Source organism: Actinomyces sp. ZJ308, assembly GCF_011752065.1.
Lineage (GTDB): Bacteria > Actinomycetota > Actinomycetes > Actinomycetales > Actinomycetaceae > Actinomyces.
On record NZ_JAAIJY010000007.1, the window covers coordinates 13,489 to 32,560 of the forward strand.

Consider the following 19,072-nt stretch of genomic DNA (forward strand, 5'->3'; position numbering starts at 1 on the left):
GCCGTCTTCAGTGACGACCCTTGACGCGCGAGCGCGCCCGGGCCATGAGGCTGTCCTGGATGTCCTCGAGGCGGTTGCCCTCGGCGTCGAACAGGTGGCGCTCCCAGGAGCTGTCGGGCTGGAGGTGCCAGGAGGAGACGTCGTCGGAGGCGCAGTGGGTCACCAGCCACTCGAGGTCCTCGACCATGGCGGGGTCGGTGATGCGCACCAGGGACTCGACGCGGCGGTCGAGGTTGCGGTGCATGAGGTCGGCCGAGCCGATGAACAGCGTGGTCCGGCCGCCGCCGGCGAAGGCGTAGATGCGCGAGTGCTCCAGGAAGCGCCCCAGGATGGAGCGCACGCGGATGTTCTCGCTGAGGCCCTCGACGCCGGCGCGCAGGCCGCAGATGCCGCGCACGACGATGTCGACCTGCACCCCGGCGCGTGAGGCGCGGTAGAGGGCGTCGATGACGGTCTCGTCGACGATGGAGTTGACCTTGATGCGGATCCAGGCGGGCAGGCCGGCCCTGCGGTTGGCGATCTCCTGCTCGATGTGCTCGACGAGCCCGTCGCGCAGGCCGCGGGGCGCCACGAGCAGGCGACGGAAGCGGGCCCGCGGGGCGTAGCCGGAGAGCTGGTTGAACAGGGTGGTCAGGTCCTGGGCGACGTCGCGGTCGCAGGTCAGAAGCCCCAGGTCCTCGTAGCCGCGGGCGGTCTTGGGGTGGTAGTTGCCGGTGCCGACGTGGCAGTAGCGGCGCAGGCCGTCGGACTCCTGGCGCACCACCAGCAGCAGCTTGCAGTGCGTCTTGAGGCCCACCATGCCGTAGACGACGTGAACGCCGGCGCGCTCGAGCTTGCGGGCCCAGGAGATGTTGGCCTCCTCGTCGAAGCGGGCCTTGATCTCCACGATGGCGACGACCTGCTTGCCGGCCTCGGCGGCCTCGATGAGGGCGTCCACGATCGGGGAGTCCCCGGAGGTGCGGTAGAGGGTCTGCTTGATGGCCAGGACCTTGGGGTCGGCGGCGGCCTGGGCCACGAACTCCTGGACGGAGGTGGAGAAGGAGTCGTAGGGGTGGTGCAGGAGGACGTCGTGCTCGCGCATGGCGGCGAAGACGTCCGGCGCCGAGGAGGACTCGTAGGCGGCCAGGCCCGCGGCGGTCACCGGCACGAAGCGCGGATACTTCAGGTCGGGGATGTCCAGGTCGTGGAGCTGGTTGAGGCAGGTCAGGTCCAGGGGCGCGGGCAGCTCGAAGACGTCGTCGGCCTTGAGGCCCAGGGCGCGCACCAGGTAGCGGCGGGTGAAGGAGGAGATGGTGTTCTCCACCTCCAGGCGCACGCAGTCGCCGAAGCGGCGCCGCTCGAGCTCCTTCTCCATGGCCTTGAGGAGGTTCTCGGCGTCGTCCTCCTCGACCTCGAGGTCCTCGTTGCGGGTGACCCGGAAGAGGTGGTGCTCCAGGATGTCCATGCCCGGGAAGAGGTGGTCGAGGTGCTGGCCGATGACGACCTCGAGGGGGATGACGGCGCAGCCGGCGGACTTGTCGGCGGCGTCGAGCTCGCGGCCGGGGACCTGGACCAGGCGCGGCAGGGAGTCGGGCACCTTGATACGGGCGAAGTGCTCCTTGCCGCTGCGCGGGTTTCGCAGGATGACGGCGAGGTTGAGGGACAGGCCCGAGATGTAGGGGAAGGGGTGGGAGGGGTCGACCGCCAGCGGGGTGAGGACCGGGTAGATCTGGTGGCGGAAGTAGCGGGTCAGGCGCTCCTGCTGATCGGAGTTGAGCTCGTCCCAGCCCAGGATGTTCACGTTGTGCTCGGCCAGGGCGGGGCGGATGTCCTCCTGGAAGAGGGCGGCCTGGCGGGCGGTGAGCTCCTTGGCGCGGCTGGTGACCTGGGCCAGGACCTGGTTGGCGTCCAGGCCGGAGGCGCGCACCGGGGTGATGCCGGCCTTGATGCGGCGCATGAGCCCGGCGACGCGCACCATGTAGAACTCGTCGAGGTTGGAGGAGAAGATCGCCAGGAACCAGGCGCGCTCCAGCAGGGGCAGGGTGCGGTCCTCGGCCTGCTCCAGGACGCGCTCATTGAAGTCCATCCAGGTCAGCTCGCGGTCGATGAAGCGGTTCTTGAAGGACTTCAGCGGCGGCAGGAGGTCCTCGGGGTCGACCTGGGCGGTGTCGGCGGAGGCGGCCGAGGCCGCGGCGTCGGCGGCGCTGGCCGAGCTCAGTGAGGAGGCTGAGGAGGCTGAGGAGGCGGCGCTGGCGGGGCTGACGGCGTGGCCCGAGCTGGCGGCGCTGCCGGGGACGAAGGTGCCGCGCTCCCCCGGCGTCGCGGTCGAGGGCGTCGCCAGGGTCTCGGCTGCGGAGGGGGCCGACTGCGAGCTGGCGGAGGTGATGGAGGACGGGGCGATCGCGGGGGTCGCCGTGCCGACGGGGCCGGGGGCCGGGGCGGCCTCGCCGTCGATGATCTCGTCGAAGTCCTCGTCCTCGTACTGGGGGCCGGAGTCGTCGGCGAAGTCGCGCGGGTCGGCGACCTCGATGATGTGCTCCTCCTCGGCGTCGTCGGCGTCGGGGTCCGATGACTCGGGGCCGTCGGGCTCGTCGGCGCTCGTGGCGCCCTCGGGGGCGACGGCGGGCCGGGCGGGCTCGACTGCGGTCTCGGTGGGAGCAGCGGAGCCGTTGGTGGGACCGGCGGAGGTGGTGGAGGCGGCGGGATCCGCCTTGGTCGCGGCCGCCTCGGGAGAGGCGGCCGACTGGGGAGCCTCGGCAACCTCGACAACCTCAGCGCCCTCGGTGCTCTCGACAGCCTCGGGCGCCCCGGTCGCTTCGACGGCGGCCTCCGGGGTGTCGTCGGCCGGCTGCTCCTCGGGCTCCTGGGGGCTCGGGTGACGCATCCACCCGCCCAGGAAGCGGGAGAGCGGCGTGGGGGCGGAGTGGGGCGCGTCGTTGGTCATGGCCACATGGTCCCACGTCCGGGCGACCTTGTGGGGCGGTGATCACGTCCCGGTTGCGGGGAGCGCGGCCAGGCCGGGACCTGGCCCGCTTCTCCTGCTCCTCGGGCCCCTGTGCGGGCCCACCGACGGGGCCCGATCAGCTCCCTGCCCGGCGCGCTTGTCCAAATCTGCGGCAAAGCCTCCGATCGGGCTCAAGCCGGCGACGCAGAACCGCACAATTCCAAGGTTCTGCTTTCGCGTTGAAGAGTTCTTGGGTCCCTTTGCTGCAGTTTTGGACATTCAGATCCCCGACGGCCTCCGGGAGGCGCCCTCAGTCGAGCAGGCCGGCGGCGGCGCGGCGGGCGGAGTCGGTCAGCTCGTCGGCGGTGGCCAGGAGGGCGGAGTCGCGGCGGGTGACGCGGTCGGCGAGCTCATCGGCGTCGTCCTCGATCCACACGGGGTTGGAGCCGGCCGCGAGGGCCCGCAGGAAGTCGGCGGTGGCGGTCAGCAGCGGGGCGATCTCGGTGACTGAGTCCTCGACGCCACCGGTCAGCACGACGTCGAGGCGCTCGCGCAGCTCGGCGGGGGCAGGCACGGCGCGCGCCTGGCCGAGGGCGGTCTCGAGGCGGGCGGTGGCGTCGTCGTCGGCCCCGGTGAGGTCGACGACGGTGGCGTAGCGGCGGGCCACGAGCCCGGGGTCGCGGCGGATCCACTCGCGCACGAGGAACAGGCGCCACAGGGTGCCGGGCAGGGTGGTGGCCGGGGAGTCGGCCCACAGCTCGGCGATGTCGTCGACGCCGTTGGTGGCGACCGCGGCGACGACGCCGGAGCGGGTGATGGGGTCGTCCTCGGTCTCGGTGCCTGGGAAGCCGCCGATGAGGGCCTGGGCGGCGCGGTGGGCGAGCTCGGAGGCGACGGCGGTGTCGGCGCTGCCCTCGATCTGCTCGGCGGCCTCGGGGTCGAGCCGGGCGGGGCGGTGGAACTGGCGGACCATGGGGACTCCTCACGCGGGGCGGGCGCGCCGGCGACCGCGCGCGGCCCCATTGTCTCGCGGCCGAGGCGCCGATCCGCAACGGTTCACTTCCGGCCGACGGCGGAGGTGGGCGAGGCGGGCGGCGAGTCTGAGGGGCCGGCGGTGAGCTGAGGGGCCAGCGGCGCGGCGAGTTCGACACAGCGGTCGGTTGTCCGGTTATGCTGACCCCTGCCGACGACGTCTGGACTCCGCTTCCGGCCGTCGGTGCGCCCCCTTAGCTCAGTTGGTCAGAGCTGCGGACTTTTAATCCGAAGGTCGTGGGTTCGAGCCCCACAGGGGGTACAGCCCCAGCCTCGGCCCCGGAAGGAACCACCGGGGCCTTTTCCGTACCCGGGACGTAAGGTGCTGGCACCCAGCCGCCCTCACTGCGGGTGGGATAGAGGTAGGCAACCCCTACTCCGAACACCTCAGCAGCCATAGCCAAGTCACCCGCGGTCCAGCGCACCTTGCCGCGCAGGCGGCTGAATGTACTGATCGGGAGGGTTGGTTGTCAGCTCGCGGCGGCCATGTCGATGGTCAGGCGCAGGTCCAGCGCGCGGGCGATACGCCAGAGAGTCGAGACGGAGGGGACCTGTCCACCGTTCTCGATGGCGGAGATGACTGACTGCTGGGTTCCCATGCGTCTGGCCAGCTCGGTCTGGGTCAGTCCTGCACGCGTGCGTGCGGCGTAAACAAGCTCGGCGAGCTGCAGGCGGGCCTCTTCCTCGGCCTCAGCAGCATCGAATCGGGCGCGCTCGTCCGGGGTCATGGCGGCCAGGGCCTCGGCCTCGGCCTGCCGGAACGGTGTGGTCGTCATGATTACTTCCTCTTCTTTCGGGCTTCCTTGGTCGCCGCTTGGGCGGCTTGGTGGGCCGCCTGGGCCAGCCGGGCTCGTAGGATCTCCCCTCGCTCGTTCTGGCGCTGCTTGGGGCTGATGCCGAGGTAGCGTGCGGTTGTCGGCAGTGATGATTGGCGCATACAACTCGGCTGTCAGTGCCTGCGGCCAGGAGCTCTGTAGCGAAGGTGTGACGGACCTGGAGGGCAGTCGCCTGAATGTCGGCGCGGTGCGGCGCGTCGGCAATCACCTGGCCGATGCCCTCACCGGTGACGGGCCGCGTCGGCTGGGTCGATGACGGGAACCAGCACCCCCGCTCCGGCCTGGTGGCGGCCTCGGTGTTGGCAGCAGCGTGGTTCAGGCGCTGGCGAGGTACTTCTCGACGGCGTCGCGGATCACTGCGCTCGTGGTAGTGCCGTGTGTCCTCACGTACTCAGTGAGGGCCGCGTCGGTGGCGGGGCTGAAGCGCACGTGGCGGGCCGGGGACCGGCCGGCACCGGTCGCGTGAACCTCCCCCAGGTTGGGACGACCTCGGAAGATTGCGTCGAGCTCGTCGTCGCTGACGCGGGTGCCCGGGCTGGTGCGCAGGGTGGTACGTACGGGCTTCACGCGGCCGGCGACGATGTCCTCGTCATAGGCGTCATAGTAGGCGTCATCATTACGCTCGTTGATCTCGGCCATGATCGATTCCCCTCTCCTGTGGTTCAGCGGTCGTCCCGCGGGACGATATAGCGGTACAGGTCCGTCACTTCCATGGCATGGAAGATCTTGCGGTTGCCGCGGCCGTCGACGGCGACGCCGACCTCGATGTAGCGCATGGCATGCTGATGGGGCAGACCAACGAACATGAAGCTCCTCTCCCCCGGCCGCCTCGCCGGAAGGTCGGCGTATCCGGCATGGTGCAGCACCGCATATACGGCGTCCTCGCGGGGAATCCCGTGCTTGTCGGCGGAGGAGGAGAACTCGAACGGCACGCCATTATGGTAACACCATAATGGTGGTGGGCAATCCCTCGTCGCGCTCCGCTGGTACCAGGTTTTCGCGATTCGGCAACGAAAACTGACATCTATCCATCTTTCTTCGCCGTCCCGACCACCCATACCGGCCCCCAGCGTGAGCCGACGTGATGCAGGCGGGGTGAGTGACTTACCTGTGTCGGGCTCAGTAGTGACCAGAGTTGAACCTCGTGCGGGAGGCGGGGCCAGCATAGGGCGCCGATCACGGGCTGCTGCTGGTCGGGGCTGACGCCGAGTTGCGGGCGGGGGTCAGCGGGAGGTGCGGACTGGCATGATGGGGCCTTGCCTCCCTTCGGCACCTTCTCCCGGAACACCCGTTGTCCTTGTCGGGGAGGAGAGGAGCTGGGAAGGAGGTGAGGGCCGTGTCCAAGCCGAGAGGTCGACACGTCAGAGTCCCCAAGGACAAGGTAACGGCCCGGAAGGTGAGCGAAATCCTTAACTCTCTCGCTCGCCTTGTCCGGGCCGTCGGTGTCCTTGTGGATGCCCTCAGCAAGTGGATCGGCTAAGCCATTCCCTTGCTAGGGGAGTCGCCCGGCCGTTACCCGGGTGGCTCCCCACCATTATGGCCGGCGACGCTCCACCATGTCCACACCTCGACGAGACTCATCAAGGATGCCCGCGTAAGAGGCTCGGTGCCTCATGTAGGACTGCCCGCGAAGCTCGTGGACCGTGGTGGGCATGGGAAGCGAGTTGCCCGCCGCAGGCCAGAGCCAACCCGGCAGGCACCGGCCCGACAAGGCCGCACGCACCGCCAGGCCCAGGCCGCCCCTGCCCGGACCTTCTTAAGCCACCGGCAGGCGAGCTCAGCCGCCCTCCTTGGCAGCGTCGAGCACTCGGCCGAGGTAGCGGCCGAACTTCTCGGTGATGCTGCCGTGGTCGTCGTCGGGCCACTCGCTCCAGGTGCGGCTGAATCCCGCCGAGCGGTAGTAGGCCAGGCTGTTGCGGGCATGCCCGATGCCGTCGAAGCCGTCGACGCTGTCGCCGGGCACGTCGCGCGTCCCAGTCACCCAGTTCAGCCGGAGTCGCCCTTTGACGTCGTCGGAGAACGTCGACGTCCCGCTCTCCGGCGCATCACCGCCCCCGAAGAGAAGGAAGCCGCCGCCCACCATACGCTCGGCGTAGGCGGGGAAGAACCACTGGCTGATGAACTCCGAGCCGCCGGAGTAGCCCACGAGCCAGACCTGCTCCGTGTTGGCCCCGCACTCGGCCGCCACGTAGTCGAGCGCCTCCTCCAGGAAGCGGACCTTCTCATCCTGGTCATCCAGCCACCAGATCCCCTCATCCCCGGGAGAACGCACCGAGACGACGTCGTAGCCGCGGGCGCCCGCCGCCTCGACCACTCCCCCGGCACCGGCCAGGCCGCCTTGGGACCTTTCGCCACGGCTCTGGCCGCCCTGGCTGTGGAAGGGCTGACCGTCACCGTCGAGGTAGACGACCAGACCCACCGGCACGTCGGTGGCCGCGTAGAAGATGCAGTCGGAGGTCTCGTCATCGGTGTCGGTGTAGGAGAAGGCGGCGGGGACCGACAGGTCTCCGGACGTCGGTCGCAGGCTCGGGGCGACACTCGGACCGCGTGAGCGCAGGTGCGGCGGTGGGCTGGGGTGCGCGGCCGCCTGCTGCGGCCCGCGGGGAGCGCACCCGGCCAGGAACAGACCCGCCATCGCCCCGGTCAGGGCGCGACGCGAAAGATGCGCTGCCACGATCTCCACTCACTCTCCCGGTCTTCGTCAGCCACTCGACCGTAGCACCGCCTCCTCACTCCCGCGCGGCCAGCGCCGGCCGGCCGACCTGGGGGCGGCAAGGCTGCGGAGCAGCCCGACGGCGTCAACCTCCAGGGCGTCCGCCGATTGCGGCTCATCGCGGGAATCTGGGCCGGATCTCCATCACCGGCCAGCCCCGTGGCGCCGTCCGCCAGTTCCGCTGCGTCTGCTCTGCCCGCCGCGGCCGGCGGACTGGCCTGCCCCGCGCGCGCCGCTCCTGCTGCTCCCGCCGCGCCGCTTGGCCCCGCGGCCGCGGCCGCCGTGACCGGCCCGGTCTCGCCCGGCTTCCGCATGGCCGTGGCCCGGACGCCCGGTGGAGGCCCGCCCACTGGGGCTGCCGCCCTTGACGGCCACGCCCTCGGGCATGTCCTCGAGGGCGACGGCGTCGGCGACCTGCCCCACAAGGGCCGTGACGGCGTCGTCGTCGGGCCGGATGCGCTCGATATCCGCGCGGATCCGCGCCTTCTTGAGCAGGACCTGGACGTCGTGCTTCTGCTCGGGCAGGACGAGGGTGATGACGGTTCCGGCGGCCCCGGCGCGGGCGGTGCGTCCGGAGCGGTGCAGGTAGGCCTTGTGCTCGGCGGGCGGGTCGACGTGGACGACCAGCTCGACGCCGGAGACGTCGATGCCCCGCGCGGCGATGTCGGTGGCGACCATGACGTGGACCTGCCCGGTGGAGAAGGCCCGCATGGCGCGCTCGCGCGCGTTCTGGCTCATGTTGCCCTGCAGCTCGACGGCTGGGATGCTGGCCTGGACGAGCTTACGGGCCAGGCGCCGGGCGAGGTGCTTGGTGCGGGTGAACAGGATCCGCTGCCCCTGCCCGGAGGCGAGCCGGCGCACGAGGCCGTCCTTGGCGGTCTTGTCCGCCACCATCCACACGCGGTGGGCCATGGCGTCCACGGGCGAGGTCGAGGGGTCCACGGAGTGCTGGAGCGGCTCGTGCAGGAACTCCTTGACCAGCGTGTCCACACCGTTGTCGAGGGTGGCGGAGAAGAGCAGGCGCTGGCCGCGCCGCGGGGTGGCGCGCAGGATGCGGCGGACGTTGGGCAGGAAGCCGAGGTCGGCCATGTGGTCGGCCTCGTCCAGGACGGTGATCTCGACCTCGTCGAGCTCGATGAGGCCCTGGCCCATGAGGTCCAGGAGGCGGCCGGGACAGGCGACGACGACGTCGACCCCCGCCTTGAGGGCCTTCTCCTGAGGCTTGGCGGAGACCCCGCCGAAGATGGTGGTCACGTCCATGTCGACGACGCGGGCCAGGGGCTCGATGACCTCGGCGATCTGGAGGGCGAGCTCGCGGGTGGGGGCCAGGACCAGGCCGATGGGGTGACCGGGGCGGGCCTTGTCCTGCTGGGCCAGGCGCTGGACCAGCGGGAGGCTGAAGGCCAGCGTCTTGCCCGAGCCGGTGCGGCCGCGGCCCAGGACGTCGCGTCCGGCGAGGGTGTCGGGCAGGGTGGCGGCCTGGATGGGGAAGGGCGCGGTGAAGCCGCGGGCGTCGAGGTCGGCGGCGAGGTCGGAGTCCACGCCGAGGGAGGCGAAGGTGGCCTCCCCGGCGGCCGGGGTCTTTCCGGAGGCGAAGCGGTGGGAGGCGGAAGGGCGGTGTGCGGCCACGAGGGTCCTGTCGGTTGGGACCGCGGCACGCCGACGCGAGTCGCTGGCAGCGTGCGCGTCGGTGCGTGGGTGCCGGCGTTCGCGGCTCCACAGCGCACAGCGTCGGTGAGTCGACGCGCGCCGGGACCGGGGCACCAGCCAGGCCGGGCGGCGCCCGGACCAGGAGACATCCTGCCCGAGATTCCGCCGTTCCCCAAGGGCGCCGCTCACACGCACGCCGGACGCTCCGGATTCACTGGGCCTTCAGGACTCACCCGAGAGTTCCCGAGAGGCTGGGGCCTGTCGGGATACGGCGAGGACCGCCCCGTAGCCCCCGATGTGTCACTCTGGGCGACTTTTCATCCTGCAGCTGCTCATCGTTACAGCCAGCGAGCCGTCCTGACCAGCGGTTTCACGGTGCAGCTCAGTCGTGAAGCCCGCAGGCCGGAGGATGAGCCTGCGGAAAAGTCTCCGCTTGAGACATTTTGAGCCCGTATGCCCACTATCGACCCGACGGACGCGTCGGACGCGGCGAGCGGCCGTCCGTGCTGGCCAGGGCGACGGCCGCCGAGACCAGCACGAGCCCGATCACCTCCCAGGCACCGGGCAGCTGGCGCAGCACCGCCACCCCCACCAGCATCGACGTCGCCGGCATGAGGGAGGACAGCAGCGCGAAGGTGTCGGCACCGAGCCGCTTGAGCACCACCTGATCGAGGCCGTAGGGCACCGCGGTCGACAGGAGCCCGACCCCCAGCGCCATCGCGGCGGAGCCGGCCGAGGTCAGGGCGATGCCTGCCGTCCCGGCGGCGAAGGGGGCGTAGACCAGCGCGCCGAAGACCATGCCCACGGCGAGCGAGTCGATCCCGACCCCGGCGGCGGCCACGCGTCGCCCCAGAAGGATGTAGACCGCCCAGGCCACACCGGCCGCCAGCGCGAGCAGGACGCCCGCCCTCTGCCCCGGCTGCCCCAGGTCGACGCCGAGCCCGGAGATGGACACGACCCCGAGCAGCGCCAGCACCGCCGCGCAGCGCGGCCGCCATCCCCGTCCCGTGATGGCGGCGACGCAGACCGGTCCGAGGAACTCCAGGGAGACGGCCGTGCCCAGCGGAAGCAGCGAGATCGCCGCGTAGAAGATGACATTCATCGTGGCCGTCGCGGTCCCGAAGGCGGCGGCCGCCGCCAGCGTCCTGCGCGTCCACCTCCTGCGCCAGGGGCACCTGAGAGCCATGAGCACGGCGGCCCCCACCACCAGGCGCCACCAGGCCACCGTCGTCGACGGCATGAGCGCGAACAGGGAGACGGCCAGCCCCGCACCGAGGTACTGGGAGGAGGCGGAGACAACGAAGACCAGCGGAGCCGGAACCCTTCCCACAATCGAACCGGCTGAGCCTCCTTCGCCGGCAGCACCCGCATTGACGCCCTCGCTGCGGGGAGGGCGGGGACTGTCACTGACCACCCACGTATTCTCACCCGTCTCGCTGAAGGCGCTTCACCCGTGGGCCACTCGCGGCCGCCCCGCAGCCACAGCCCCCGCAGCCGGGGTCCTCCTACTTGCCCAGGCGGCGCTCGCGACTGGCGAAGTCGCGCAGCGCCCGCAGGAAGTCCACGCGCCGGAAGGCCGGCCAGTTGACCTCGCAGAAGTAGTACTCGGAGTGCACCGACTGCCACAGGAGGAAGCCGGAGAGCCGCTGCTCGCCCGAGGTGCGGATGACCAGGTCGGGGTCGGGCTGGCCCTTGGTGTAGAGGTGGTCGGTGATGTCCTCCTCGTTGAGGGAGGCGGCGACGTCCTCCAGGCTCGCCCCGGCGGCGGCCCGCTCGCGCAGCAGCTCGCGCACGGCGTCGGCGATCTCCTGACGCCCCCCGTAGCCGACGGCGATGTTGACCTGCATGCGCCGGCCATCCGGCTCGGCGGCCGCTCCCGTCTCCCCGTTCGGCTCAGGGACATCAGCGGCCGGTGGCTGGGACCTGGCGACGGCGGCGCGCAGGCGCTCGGCGAGCGGTTCGGGCAGGAGGTCGACGGCGCCCACGAGCCGCAGCCTCCAGCGTCCGGTCTCGGCGAGCTCGTCGACGGCGTGGGCGATGATGTCCAGCAGTGGCGAGAGCTCGGCCGGGTCGCGTGAGAGGTTGTCGGTGCTCAGCAGCCACAGGGTGACGACCTGGACCCCCATCTGCTCGGCCCACCCGAGGAACTCCTCGATCTTGTCCGCGCCGCGCTTGTGGCCCTGGGCGGCGCCGAACCCCATGGACTTGGCCCAGCGCCGGTTGCCGTCAAGAATGACCCCCACGTGGTGCGGCACGGTGGCCGGGTCAATGCGCGCGGCCAGCCGGCGCTCGTAGATGTCATAGAGGAGGTTGTCGCCTGCCATGCCGTTTCCTCGGGGTTCCTCGGTGGGGTTGTAGGGACGGGGACCCGACGGCGCGGGGCCGTCTCCAACGGTATCGCGCGCCGTCCCTCCCGCGCTGGGCGAGACGGCTAACAGCCGGGTCAAATCCGGCCGTCAGGTTCGTCCAGGGTTACCAGGGCACAACAGGAGTGTGCCGGGACGTTCGGCCGCACCGGCCCGCTCGACGGCGGCCTGGGAGCCGGCCGGAGGGGACGGCCGTGCCGCCCGGATCACATCGCTCTCCAGACGGCTACCACGACAACCTACGCTCACGTAACCTACGGACTCGTAAGGTTCGGGACCGGCCCAGGTCCCGGCCCGCGCGACCCAGCCAGAAGGACGCTCACGCCCATGTCATCGCCATCGTCACCGACGCCGTCACCGACACCGACACCGCCGGCGCCGGAACCGCGTCGCAGCGCGTCCACGAGCGCCAAGGGCGTCATCGCCGCCGTCAAGCCGCGGCTGCGCGGCTGGATCCACGCCGGAACCGCGCCGTTGGCCCTGGCCGCGTGCATCGTGCTGACGGTGCTGGCGCCGGGGGCGGGCCTGAAGTGGGCCTGCGCCATCTACCTGACCTGCTCGCTGCTGCTGTTCGCCAACTCCGGCGTCTACCACATCGGCACCGGCCACTGGCCCGCGAGGGTGGCGGCCACGCTGCGGCGGATCGACCACGCGAACATCTACCTGCTCATCGCCGGCACCTACACGCCTCTGTCGGCGGCACTGCTGCCGATGCGCACGGCCGCACTGGTCCTGGGCATCGTGTGGGCCGGCGCCGCGATCGGCACGACCACGAACCTGCTGTGGATGAACGCGCCGCGATGGTTCACCACCGCCCTCTACGTCATCCTGGGCTGGGTGGCGCTCTGGTTCCTGCCGCAGTTCTGGAGGACCGGCGGCCCGGTGATCGTGTGGCTGCTGGTGGCCGGCGGCGTGACCTACACGCTGGGCGCCGTCATCTACGCCCGCAAGACCCCCGACCCCTCGCCGCGCTGGTTCGGCTTCCACGAGATCTTCCACGTGTGCACCGTGGCGGCGTGGGCCTGCCAGTGCGTGGCCTGCTTCCTGGCGGTGCTGCGGTAGCGCGGCAGGCGGGTCGGCCGGTGCCGGGAGCACTGCACGAGGGCCGCTGCGAACCGCCATACCGGCGGGCCGGCTATCGTTCCCACCGGTTTTCCTGATAACCACGGCCGACGCCGATCGGGCAGGTCAGCGCCGATTCGCCCACCCCGGGACGCGCCCGCGAACCAGCAGCACCCCAACACCTTCCGCCATGCATTCAGTGTTCTTTCAGACTGCGGCGTAGACTCGCGCTTCAAACCCGGTCGGCCCCATGAGGAGCCGCCGGGTGTCGTCGTCGCAAGGTGGCCCGGCAGGCCGCCGCGCGACCAGCACCAGTCATCCAAGGAGGACCCCATGTCCGAGCAGTCACAGGGCACCTGGCTCACGCAGGAGGCCTACGACCGCCTGTCCGCCGAGCTCGAGCACCGCAAGACGACCGAGCGCAAGGAGATCGCCCAGCGCGTGGAGGCGGCCCGCCAGGAGGGTGACCTGAGGGAGAACGCCGGCTACCACGCGGCCCGCGAGGAGGCGGGGCTCAACGAGGCGCGCATCATTCAGCTCGAGGAGACCCTGGAGAACGCCCAGATCGGCGAGGCGGCCGACGACGGCTCGGTCTCGGCCGGCACGATCGTCACCGCGAAGGTGGCCGGCAAGGAGCAGGTCTTCGCCCTGGGCGGCCAGGAGATCACCGAGGACGTGCCCGACGGCGTCAAGGTCTTCTCCCCCGACGCCCCACTGGGTCAGGCCCTCATGGGCCACCGCGCGGGCGACACCGTCTCCTACGAGGCCCCCACCGGCCGGGAGATCAAGGCCCAGATCGTCAAGGTCGAGCGAGTCTGATTTCTCTTTCCACCGAGCCGGGCATTCTTCGCGTAGGACGACAGAATTTCTGTTGGACACCGCGAAGAATGCCCGGCTCGGCGTCTGGCTCCTCGCGGTCAGTGAAGCGCGGGCGGGAATAGGGGCCGGGCGCAGTAACGTGTCCTCATGTTCAACGCCCTTCGTCACTCGCTCAGCGGCGCGGCGCCGGTCGGCCGCGAGACGCCGGTCCTGCCCGCCCCCGGAGACCACCCGGTGCTGGGGACACCCCTGGACGGCCCCTGGCCCGAGGGCAGCCGGATCCTCTACCTGGCGGCCGGCTGCTTCTGGGGCGTGGAGCGCATCCTGTGGCGCCAGGACGGCGTCATCTCGACGTCGGTCGGGTACATGGGCGGCCAGACGCCCAACCCGACCTACCAGGAGGTGTGCACCGGGGCGACCGGTCACGCCGAGACGGTGCGCGTCGTCTACGACCCGGCCGTGTGCGGCGAGGGCGGCGAGACGCTGCTGCGGACCTTCTGGGAGAACCACGACTCCACGCACCTGAACCGGCACGGCAACGACGTCGGCACCCAGTACCGCTCGGCGGTGTGGACGACGACGCCCGCCCAGCACGAGGCGGCCGCAAGGATCCGCGAGGCCTTCCAGGGCGAGCTGACGCGCCTGGGCCTGGGCACGTGCGTGACCACCATCGAGGACGCAGCGGACGCGCCGGATGGCTTCGGCGGCCCCTACTACCTGGCCGAGGACTATCACCAGGCCTACCTGCACAAGAACCCCAACGGCTACTGCAACCACGGCCCCAACGGGTTCACCTGCCCGGTCGGCATCACGGACCTGCCCGCGCAGGTCGACGTCCTGGCCCCCGACGACGCCCCGGCCTGAGGCGGGAACCCGCCAACCCAACCCAGCCTTTGAAGGCTAAACCACCAGGGTTCTCACACGTTGCCTTGAGACACTCGCGAACGGCCGCGGGCCCGCACTCCCAGCCTTGAGCGCCCGTGACCGCGTGACCTGTTTCCCTGCGCACCACAGGAGGCTCAACCCCGATGAGCAGCCAGATCGCCAGCACGCCGTCGCCGGATCAGACACCGGAGCGGACGGACCGGACGGGACCGGAGACCCACTGGTCCGAGGACGCGGACTTCCAGTGGCGCGCCGCGACCGAGCTGCTCATCGCCCTGGGGGTCCCCCGCTCCACCGCCCGCCTCACCCGGGACCTGCGCACCTCCATCGCCCACCTGGAGGAGGTCGATGCGCGCCTGCCACGCGACGGCAAGCCGCTGCCGGAAGCCGACCGCCTCACCCGCAACAACGCCGTCGACGACGTCGCCCGGGCCATCCTGCCGCTGGCGCACGCCACCCTGGAGCGGATCCGGGCCCAGGAGCTGCGCACCGAGGTCGTCGGGGTCGACTACGACGCCCTGTGCGACGCCGTCGAGCAGCTCGAGGCCACCTACCGCGCCGGCTGGTGGCGCGCGGCCGAGCGGGAGGGCGCCGACTTCTTCCTGCGCGAGGTCGAGGCCCTCGACCGCCTCAACGTGCCTCCCATCCGGGCCACCTGGCGCGACGCCGGCAGGATCGTCAGCGTGCTGCGCAAGATGCCCGACTCGACGCTTCGGCGCGTTGCCCGCACGAGCAACCCCATGGCACTGCGCCTCAAGGTGCTGTTCGGCCTCCAGGCCGGCTACCGCGACGGCCTGTTCGACAAGACCATCTCGATCCCCCGCCTCATCCACACCAGGACCAGCGAGTACCGCAGCGAGTACCGGGCCGGCTCAGCCGCCTAGCGCGAGCCGAGCGGCCACCACCAGCATGACGGCCGCGACGAGCAGGTCGATGACCCGCCAGGTCCGGGGGCTGGCCAGTGGCTTGGACAGGGCGTGGGCCCCGAAGCCCAACCCGGCGAACCACACCACGGAGGCCGCCATGGCACCGGCCGCGGCCATCCACCGCTGCGAGCCGTAGCTGTTGGTGACGGTGCCCAGCATGACCACGGTGTCGAGGTAGACGTGGGGGTTGAGCCAGGTCAGCGCCAGCGTCGTCAGGGCGACCGAGGAGGCGGGTCTGGCCTCGGACTGCTCCAGCGAGCCGGGTCGCAGCGCCGAGCGGATCGAGGAGGCGGCGAAGCCCACAAGGTAGAGAACGCCTCCCCAGCGCAGCACCTGAAGCACCCACGGAGCCATGGAGGAGACCCAGCCGATCGCCCCGGTGCCCGTGGCGATGAGGAGGATGTCGCTGAGCGCGCAGATGAGCACCACGAGCCCCACGTGCTCGCGGCGCACCCCCTGCCGCAGCACCCAGGCGTTCTGGGCGCCGATGGCCAGGATGAGCCCCAGCCCGGTCCCGAAACCGGTCAGCGCGGGGGTATAGGACAGCACAGGCACGGCAGATGTCATGGCACCCATCAATATCAACATTTTTCTCAAAAACGACGCGGCTCCGGGTCGATTTTGAATTTTTTGTCGAAGTGAGTGAGTGAGGGAGAGGGCGGGGAGGAGGGGCTCACCAGCGTCGGCCGGTGGGTCTGACCCCGGCAGCGGCCAGTCGCTGCAGCATCTGCGCCCCGGCGTCACCCCATGCCTGCGACCATGTCCAGCGGGCCACCGTCAGACCCGAGGCCCGCAGTGCGTCCTCCCGGAGCTTCTCACGCCACACGACATCCTCCGGATCCTGCCCGAAGGAGGCCGACCGGTACTTGACTCGGCCGTCGAACTCCCCGGCCACCTCATGGTCCGGCCAGTAGTAGTCCAGGATGTAGAGCTCCCGCCCGACCCGCACACTCACCTGCAGCTCCGGCTTGGGAAGACGGTGCTCCCACATGCGGACACGGGACATGGACTCGCCCGGCGACTCAGATCGGCCGTCGGCCAGGCGCACGGCCTGACGAGCGCGGGGGCCGCCACGCGCCGTAGCGGGCAGACGCTCCAGCGCCTCCTCCATGGCGTCCACGGAGCACAGCCTGTTGTGCAGGGCCGCGTCCATGGCGACGACCCCCGCCATGAGTCCGCTCCATCGAGCCAGGTCAATGAGTGAGTCCGGCAGTGCGACAGCGAGATGCCCGCCCACCCTGACGACCTCAGTGCCTCGGCGCTGGACGTGGCGCCACAGCAAGGAGGTCCGCACGCGCCCGGGACACCCATCCACGACCTCGACCCTGCGCAGGACCGTCCCCACCAGCGGCAGCCCGTAGGCGGCGACAGCAGAAGCACCCGCCAGCACCAGGTCCTCGCCGTACTTTCGTTGCGCCGCCTCGAGCAGCAGCCCGTAACGCTCCGTCCACGAAGCCTTCTGCCAGGCCGAGCGGGGCGCGTACACGCCTGCAGCGACTCGCAGCCAGTCGTGACTGAGGTCCGGACGCGCACACGCAGCGTCGTCGAGACCGGTCTCGTTCCACAGAAGAGGGAGCAGGGCCCCGCCGTCGGCCAAGGGCAGGGAAGAGATCGAGGTGGTCATGCCCCTATGCTGCCCACAGCGCCCCGGCACTCACCTGGCACGCTTGTCCTCCTGTGGAAACAGGAGGCCGACGACGTCGATGTGGACACCTGCATCACGGATCACTTCGACCGAATCTTCACAGATGACCCGGAGCCGCGTCGTTTCTGAAGTTTTTGTCGAAGTGTGGGAGGCCGACCGCCAGTCCTCGGCGGGTCGTCAGGCCAGCTCCAGCCTGCGGTAGCGGCTGACGGCGGCGGCGACGTCGACCATGCGCGGGCGCACGAGGAAGGCGGGCCGCTCGCGCTCGTCGGTCAGGGCGTCCAGCCCCTCGTCGTTGAGCAGGGCCTCGAGGTCGTCGAGGCACTCGCGCAGCGGGGAGACCCCGTCGAAGCGCTGTTCGAGCAGGGCGCGCAGGGCGTAGGCGATGGCCTCGGCCTGGCCGGGGTCGACGACGCCGCCGACGTCGGAGATGTCGATGTCCTCGCGGTCCAGGACGAGGGTGGAGGTGCCCTGGGCGCGGGTGCGCACGGGGCCGCGGCGGGTGCGCGGCGGGGCGGGCTCGGGCACGCGCCGGCGGGGCGCGGCGAAGTCCTCCAGCTCGGTGAGGGGCCGGGGCTGGTCGGCCACGACCTGGCGGGCCCGCTCGGTGACGTCGCGCAGGTGGTAGGCGTCCATGAGCAGGACCCGGTCGGCCACGTCCAGGTAGTCCCCGGAGCCGCCCATGACCATGACCGTGGAGACCCCGCGCCGGCGGAACAGCGCGGTGATGCGGTCCACCAGCGGGGTGATGGGCTCACGGTCACTGGCGACCAGCTCGCGCATGCGCGAGTCGCGGATGAGCAGGTTGGTGGCGGAGGTGTCCTCGTCCAGCAGAAGCACGGTGGAGCCGGCCTCGACCGCCTCGATGATGGAGGCGGCCTGGGAGGTGGAGCCCGAGGCGTTGCGGGTGGTGAAGGCGGCGGTCTCGCGCCCGCCCGGCAGGTGGGAGATGAAGGGGGTCAGGTCCACCCCGGTCACGGCGCGCCCGTCGGCGGCCCGCACCTTGACGGCGTCGGGGAGCGTGGCCACGAGCTCACGCCCGTCCCCGGGCACGTGCGGGTAGACGCCGCGCTCGATGGCGCTCAACAGCGTCGACTTGCCGTGGTAGCCGCCGCCGACGATGACGTTGACGCCGGCCTCGACGACGGTGCCTCGCACGCGCCCGGCGTGGGGCAGGTCGACCTCGGCGGCCATGGAGTCGGGGGCCTGGAGGGGGACGCCGTCGTCCAGGGGCTCGTCGCTGACCCCGGAGCGGCGCGGCAGGACGGCGCCGTCGGCGAGGAAGGACACCCAGCCGTTGCGGGCCACGGCGGCGCTCAGGGCCCGGTGGTCCTCGAGGGTGGCGACGTGGTGCACGAGCCGGTCGCCCCGCTCGCCGGTGAGGTCCATGGCCTCCTCCAGCTCGCGCACGAGGTCGCGCCCCACGATCCGGGAGGCCTCGTTGCCCCGGATGGAGCGGCCCTGGGCCGGCAGGGCCAGGCGGGCGCGGATCTCCAGGACCCAGCCGGGTTTCTCGCCCGTGTCATCCGGGCGCACGATGACGCTGGAGCGCTGAAGGATCTCCTGACCCGGGGAGGCGATCGACAGGGCGGTGCCGCGGAAGCCGGCGTGTAGCTCGCGGGTGAGGAAGTCGCCCACGGCCAGGCGCCGGTCGACGTCGGCCAGCAGGTCGGCCTTGTCGAGCAGGGCCAGGCTGTTCAGGTCGGTGGGCACGTCCACGTGGATGCGCGTGGGCGGGGCGTAGGGGTCGGACTGGACGCGGTCGATGTGCAGGAACCAGCCGGCGGGGGCCCGGTAGCGTCCGACGATCGCCTTGTAGGCGGCGTAGGAGCGCCCGTCGAGGGCGTGGAGGTGGCCGACGAGGTCGGCCAGGAGGCCGTCGCGGGGCTCGTCGTCGTAGACACGGCGCGAGCGGCCGCGCTCGCCGCCCCGGTAGCCGCGGTCGCCGCCGCGGTCGCCGCCGCGGTTACTGCCGCGGTCCCCTCCCCCGCGGCCTCCCCGGTAACCCCGATCGCCGCCGGAGCCTCCCCGGTAGCCGCGGTCGCCACTGCGGTCACCGCGTCCGCCCCTGTCGTCGCGGTGGGAACCGCCTCGCTCGCTGCGCTCAGTCATGGTGGAAACCCTACCCACCCGCTCGGCCGCGCAGCCGCAGCAGATACGACGTCGCCGTCGGCGCCCACAAGTGGTGCCGACGGCGACGCGAGGAGCCGGAGGG

General features: G+C 71.3%; 16 protein-coding genes and 1 tRNA gene. 5 read left to right on the plus strand and 12 right to left on the minus strand.

Features of this window, described 5'->3' with window-relative positions:
* Positions 1-7: 7 nt before the first annotated feature.
* Both HCR68_RS05180 and HCR68_RS05185 read right to left on the minus strand, forming a co-directional pair.
* Complete coding sequence (locus tag HCR68_RS05180) at positions 8-2,923, minus strand: RNA degradosome polyphosphate kinase (protein ID WP_167147104.1); 2,916 nt, start codon at positions 2,921-2,923, stop codon at positions 8-10.
* Positions 2,924-3,233: 310 nt separating this feature from the next.
* Positions 3,234-3,896, minus strand: a complete 663-nt coding sequence (locus HCR68_RS05185) for a hypothetical protein (protein WP_167147106.1) — start codon at positions 3,894-3,896, stop codon at positions 3,234-3,236.
* A 247-nt stretch (positions 3,897-4,143) separates the two neighbouring features.
* Between HCR68_RS05185 and HCR68_RS05190 the strand changes: the two genes are divergently transcribed.
* Positions 4,144-4,217, plus strand: a tRNA-Lys gene (locus HCR68_RS05190).
* Between the two features lie 208 nt (positions 4,218-4,425).
* On the opposite strand, the gene HCR68_RS05195 is transcribed toward HCR68_RS05190, so the two are convergent.
* From HCR68_RS05195 to HCR68_RS05225, 7 genes are all read right to left on the minus strand, one after another.
* Positions 4,426-4,731 (minus strand): helix-turn-helix transcriptional regulator, encoded by a 306-nt coding sequence (locus HCR68_RS05195; protein ID WP_167147108.1) that lies wholly within the window; start codon positions 4,729-4,731, stop codon positions 4,426-4,428.
* A 375-nt stretch (positions 4,732-5,106) separates the two neighbouring features.
* The gene (locus HCR68_RS05200; protein WP_167147110.1) at positions 5,107-5,430 is read right to left on the minus strand and encodes a gamma-glutamyltransferase; all 324 of its coding nucleotides are present in this window, start codon (positions 5,428-5,430) and stop codon (positions 5,107-5,109) included.
* 23 nt (positions 5,431-5,453) lie between these two features.
* A complete protein-coding gene (locus HCR68_RS05205; protein ID WP_167147113.1) occupies positions 5,454-5,723 on the minus strand; it encodes a hypothetical protein in 270 nt (89 codons plus the stop codon).
* Positions 5,724-6,568: 845 nt separating this feature from the next.
* Positions 6,569-7,426, minus strand: a complete 858-nt coding sequence (locus HCR68_RS05210) for a hypothetical protein (RefSeq protein WP_167147177.1) — start codon at positions 7,424-7,426, stop codon at positions 6,569-6,571.
* Between the two features lie 222 nt (positions 7,427-7,648).
* A complete protein-coding gene (locus HCR68_RS05215) occupies positions 7,649-9,133 on the minus strand; it encodes a DEAD/DEAH box helicase (protein ID WP_167147116.1) in 1,485 nt (494 codons plus the stop codon).
* 481 nt (positions 9,134-9,614) lie between these two features.
* Positions 9,615-10,487: an EamA family transporter gene (locus HCR68_RS05220; RefSeq protein WP_243858948.1), complete on the minus strand. Its 873-nt coding sequence runs from the start codon at positions 10,485-10,487 to the stop codon at positions 9,615-9,617.
* A 172-nt stretch (positions 10,488-10,659) separates the two neighbouring features.
* A complete protein-coding gene (locus HCR68_RS05225) occupies positions 10,660-11,478 on the minus strand; it encodes an isoprenyl transferase (protein WP_167147121.1) in 819 nt (272 codons plus the stop codon).
* 369 nt (positions 11,479-11,847) lie between these two features.
* Here HCR68_RS05225 and HCR68_RS05230 point away from each other — a divergent pair, with 369 nt between their 5' ends.
* From HCR68_RS05230 to HCR68_RS05245, 4 genes are all read left to right on the plus strand, one after another.
* Positions 11,848-12,582 carry a hemolysin III family protein gene (locus tag HCR68_RS05230; protein ID WP_167147124.1) on the plus strand — a complete coding sequence of 245 codons (735 nt, stop codon included), beginning with the start codon at positions 11,848-11,850 and terminating at the stop codon, positions 12,580-12,582.
* Between the two features lie 333 nt (positions 12,583-12,915).
* The gene (greA, locus tag HCR68_RS05235) at positions 12,916-13,401 is read left to right on the plus strand and encodes a transcription elongation factor GreA (RefSeq protein WP_126415034.1); all 486 of its coding nucleotides are present in this window, start codon (positions 12,916-12,918) and stop codon (positions 13,399-13,401) included.
* Positions 13,402-13,548: 147 nt separating this feature from the next.
* Positions 13,549-14,265: a peptide-methionine (S)-S-oxide reductase MsrA gene (gene msrA, locus HCR68_RS05240; protein ID WP_167147127.1), complete on the plus strand. Its 717-nt coding sequence runs from the start codon at positions 13,549-13,551 to the stop codon at positions 14,263-14,265.
* A 164-nt stretch (positions 14,266-14,429) separates the two neighbouring features.
* Positions 14,430-15,170: a hypothetical protein gene (locus HCR68_RS05245; protein WP_167147130.1), complete on the plus strand. Its 741-nt coding sequence runs from the start codon at positions 14,430-14,432 to the stop codon at positions 15,168-15,170.
* Here the strand turns inward: HCR68_RS05245 and HCR68_RS05250 are convergent.
* The 3 genes from HCR68_RS05250 to HCR68_RS05260 form a co-directional block, all read right to left on the minus strand.
* The gene (locus tag HCR68_RS05250) at positions 15,159-15,779 is read right to left on the minus strand and encodes a LysE/ArgO family amino acid transporter (protein ID WP_243858945.1); all 621 of its coding nucleotides are present in this window, start codon (positions 15,777-15,779) and stop codon (positions 15,159-15,161) included. The two genes, HCR68_RS05245 and HCR68_RS05250, sit on opposite strands and share 12 nt — an antisense overlap.
* 106 nt (positions 15,780-15,885) lie before the next feature.
* Complete coding sequence (locus tag HCR68_RS05255; RefSeq protein ID WP_167147135.1) at positions 15,886-16,836, minus strand: hypothetical protein; 951 nt, start codon at positions 16,834-16,836, stop codon at positions 15,886-15,888.
* 198 nt (positions 16,837-17,034) lie between these two features.
* Positions 17,035-18,969, minus strand: a complete 1,935-nt coding sequence (locus HCR68_RS05260) for an ABC-ATPase domain-containing protein (RefSeq protein ID WP_167147138.1) — start codon at positions 18,967-18,969, stop codon at positions 17,035-17,037.
* Positions 18,970-19,072: the final 103 nt, after the last annotated feature.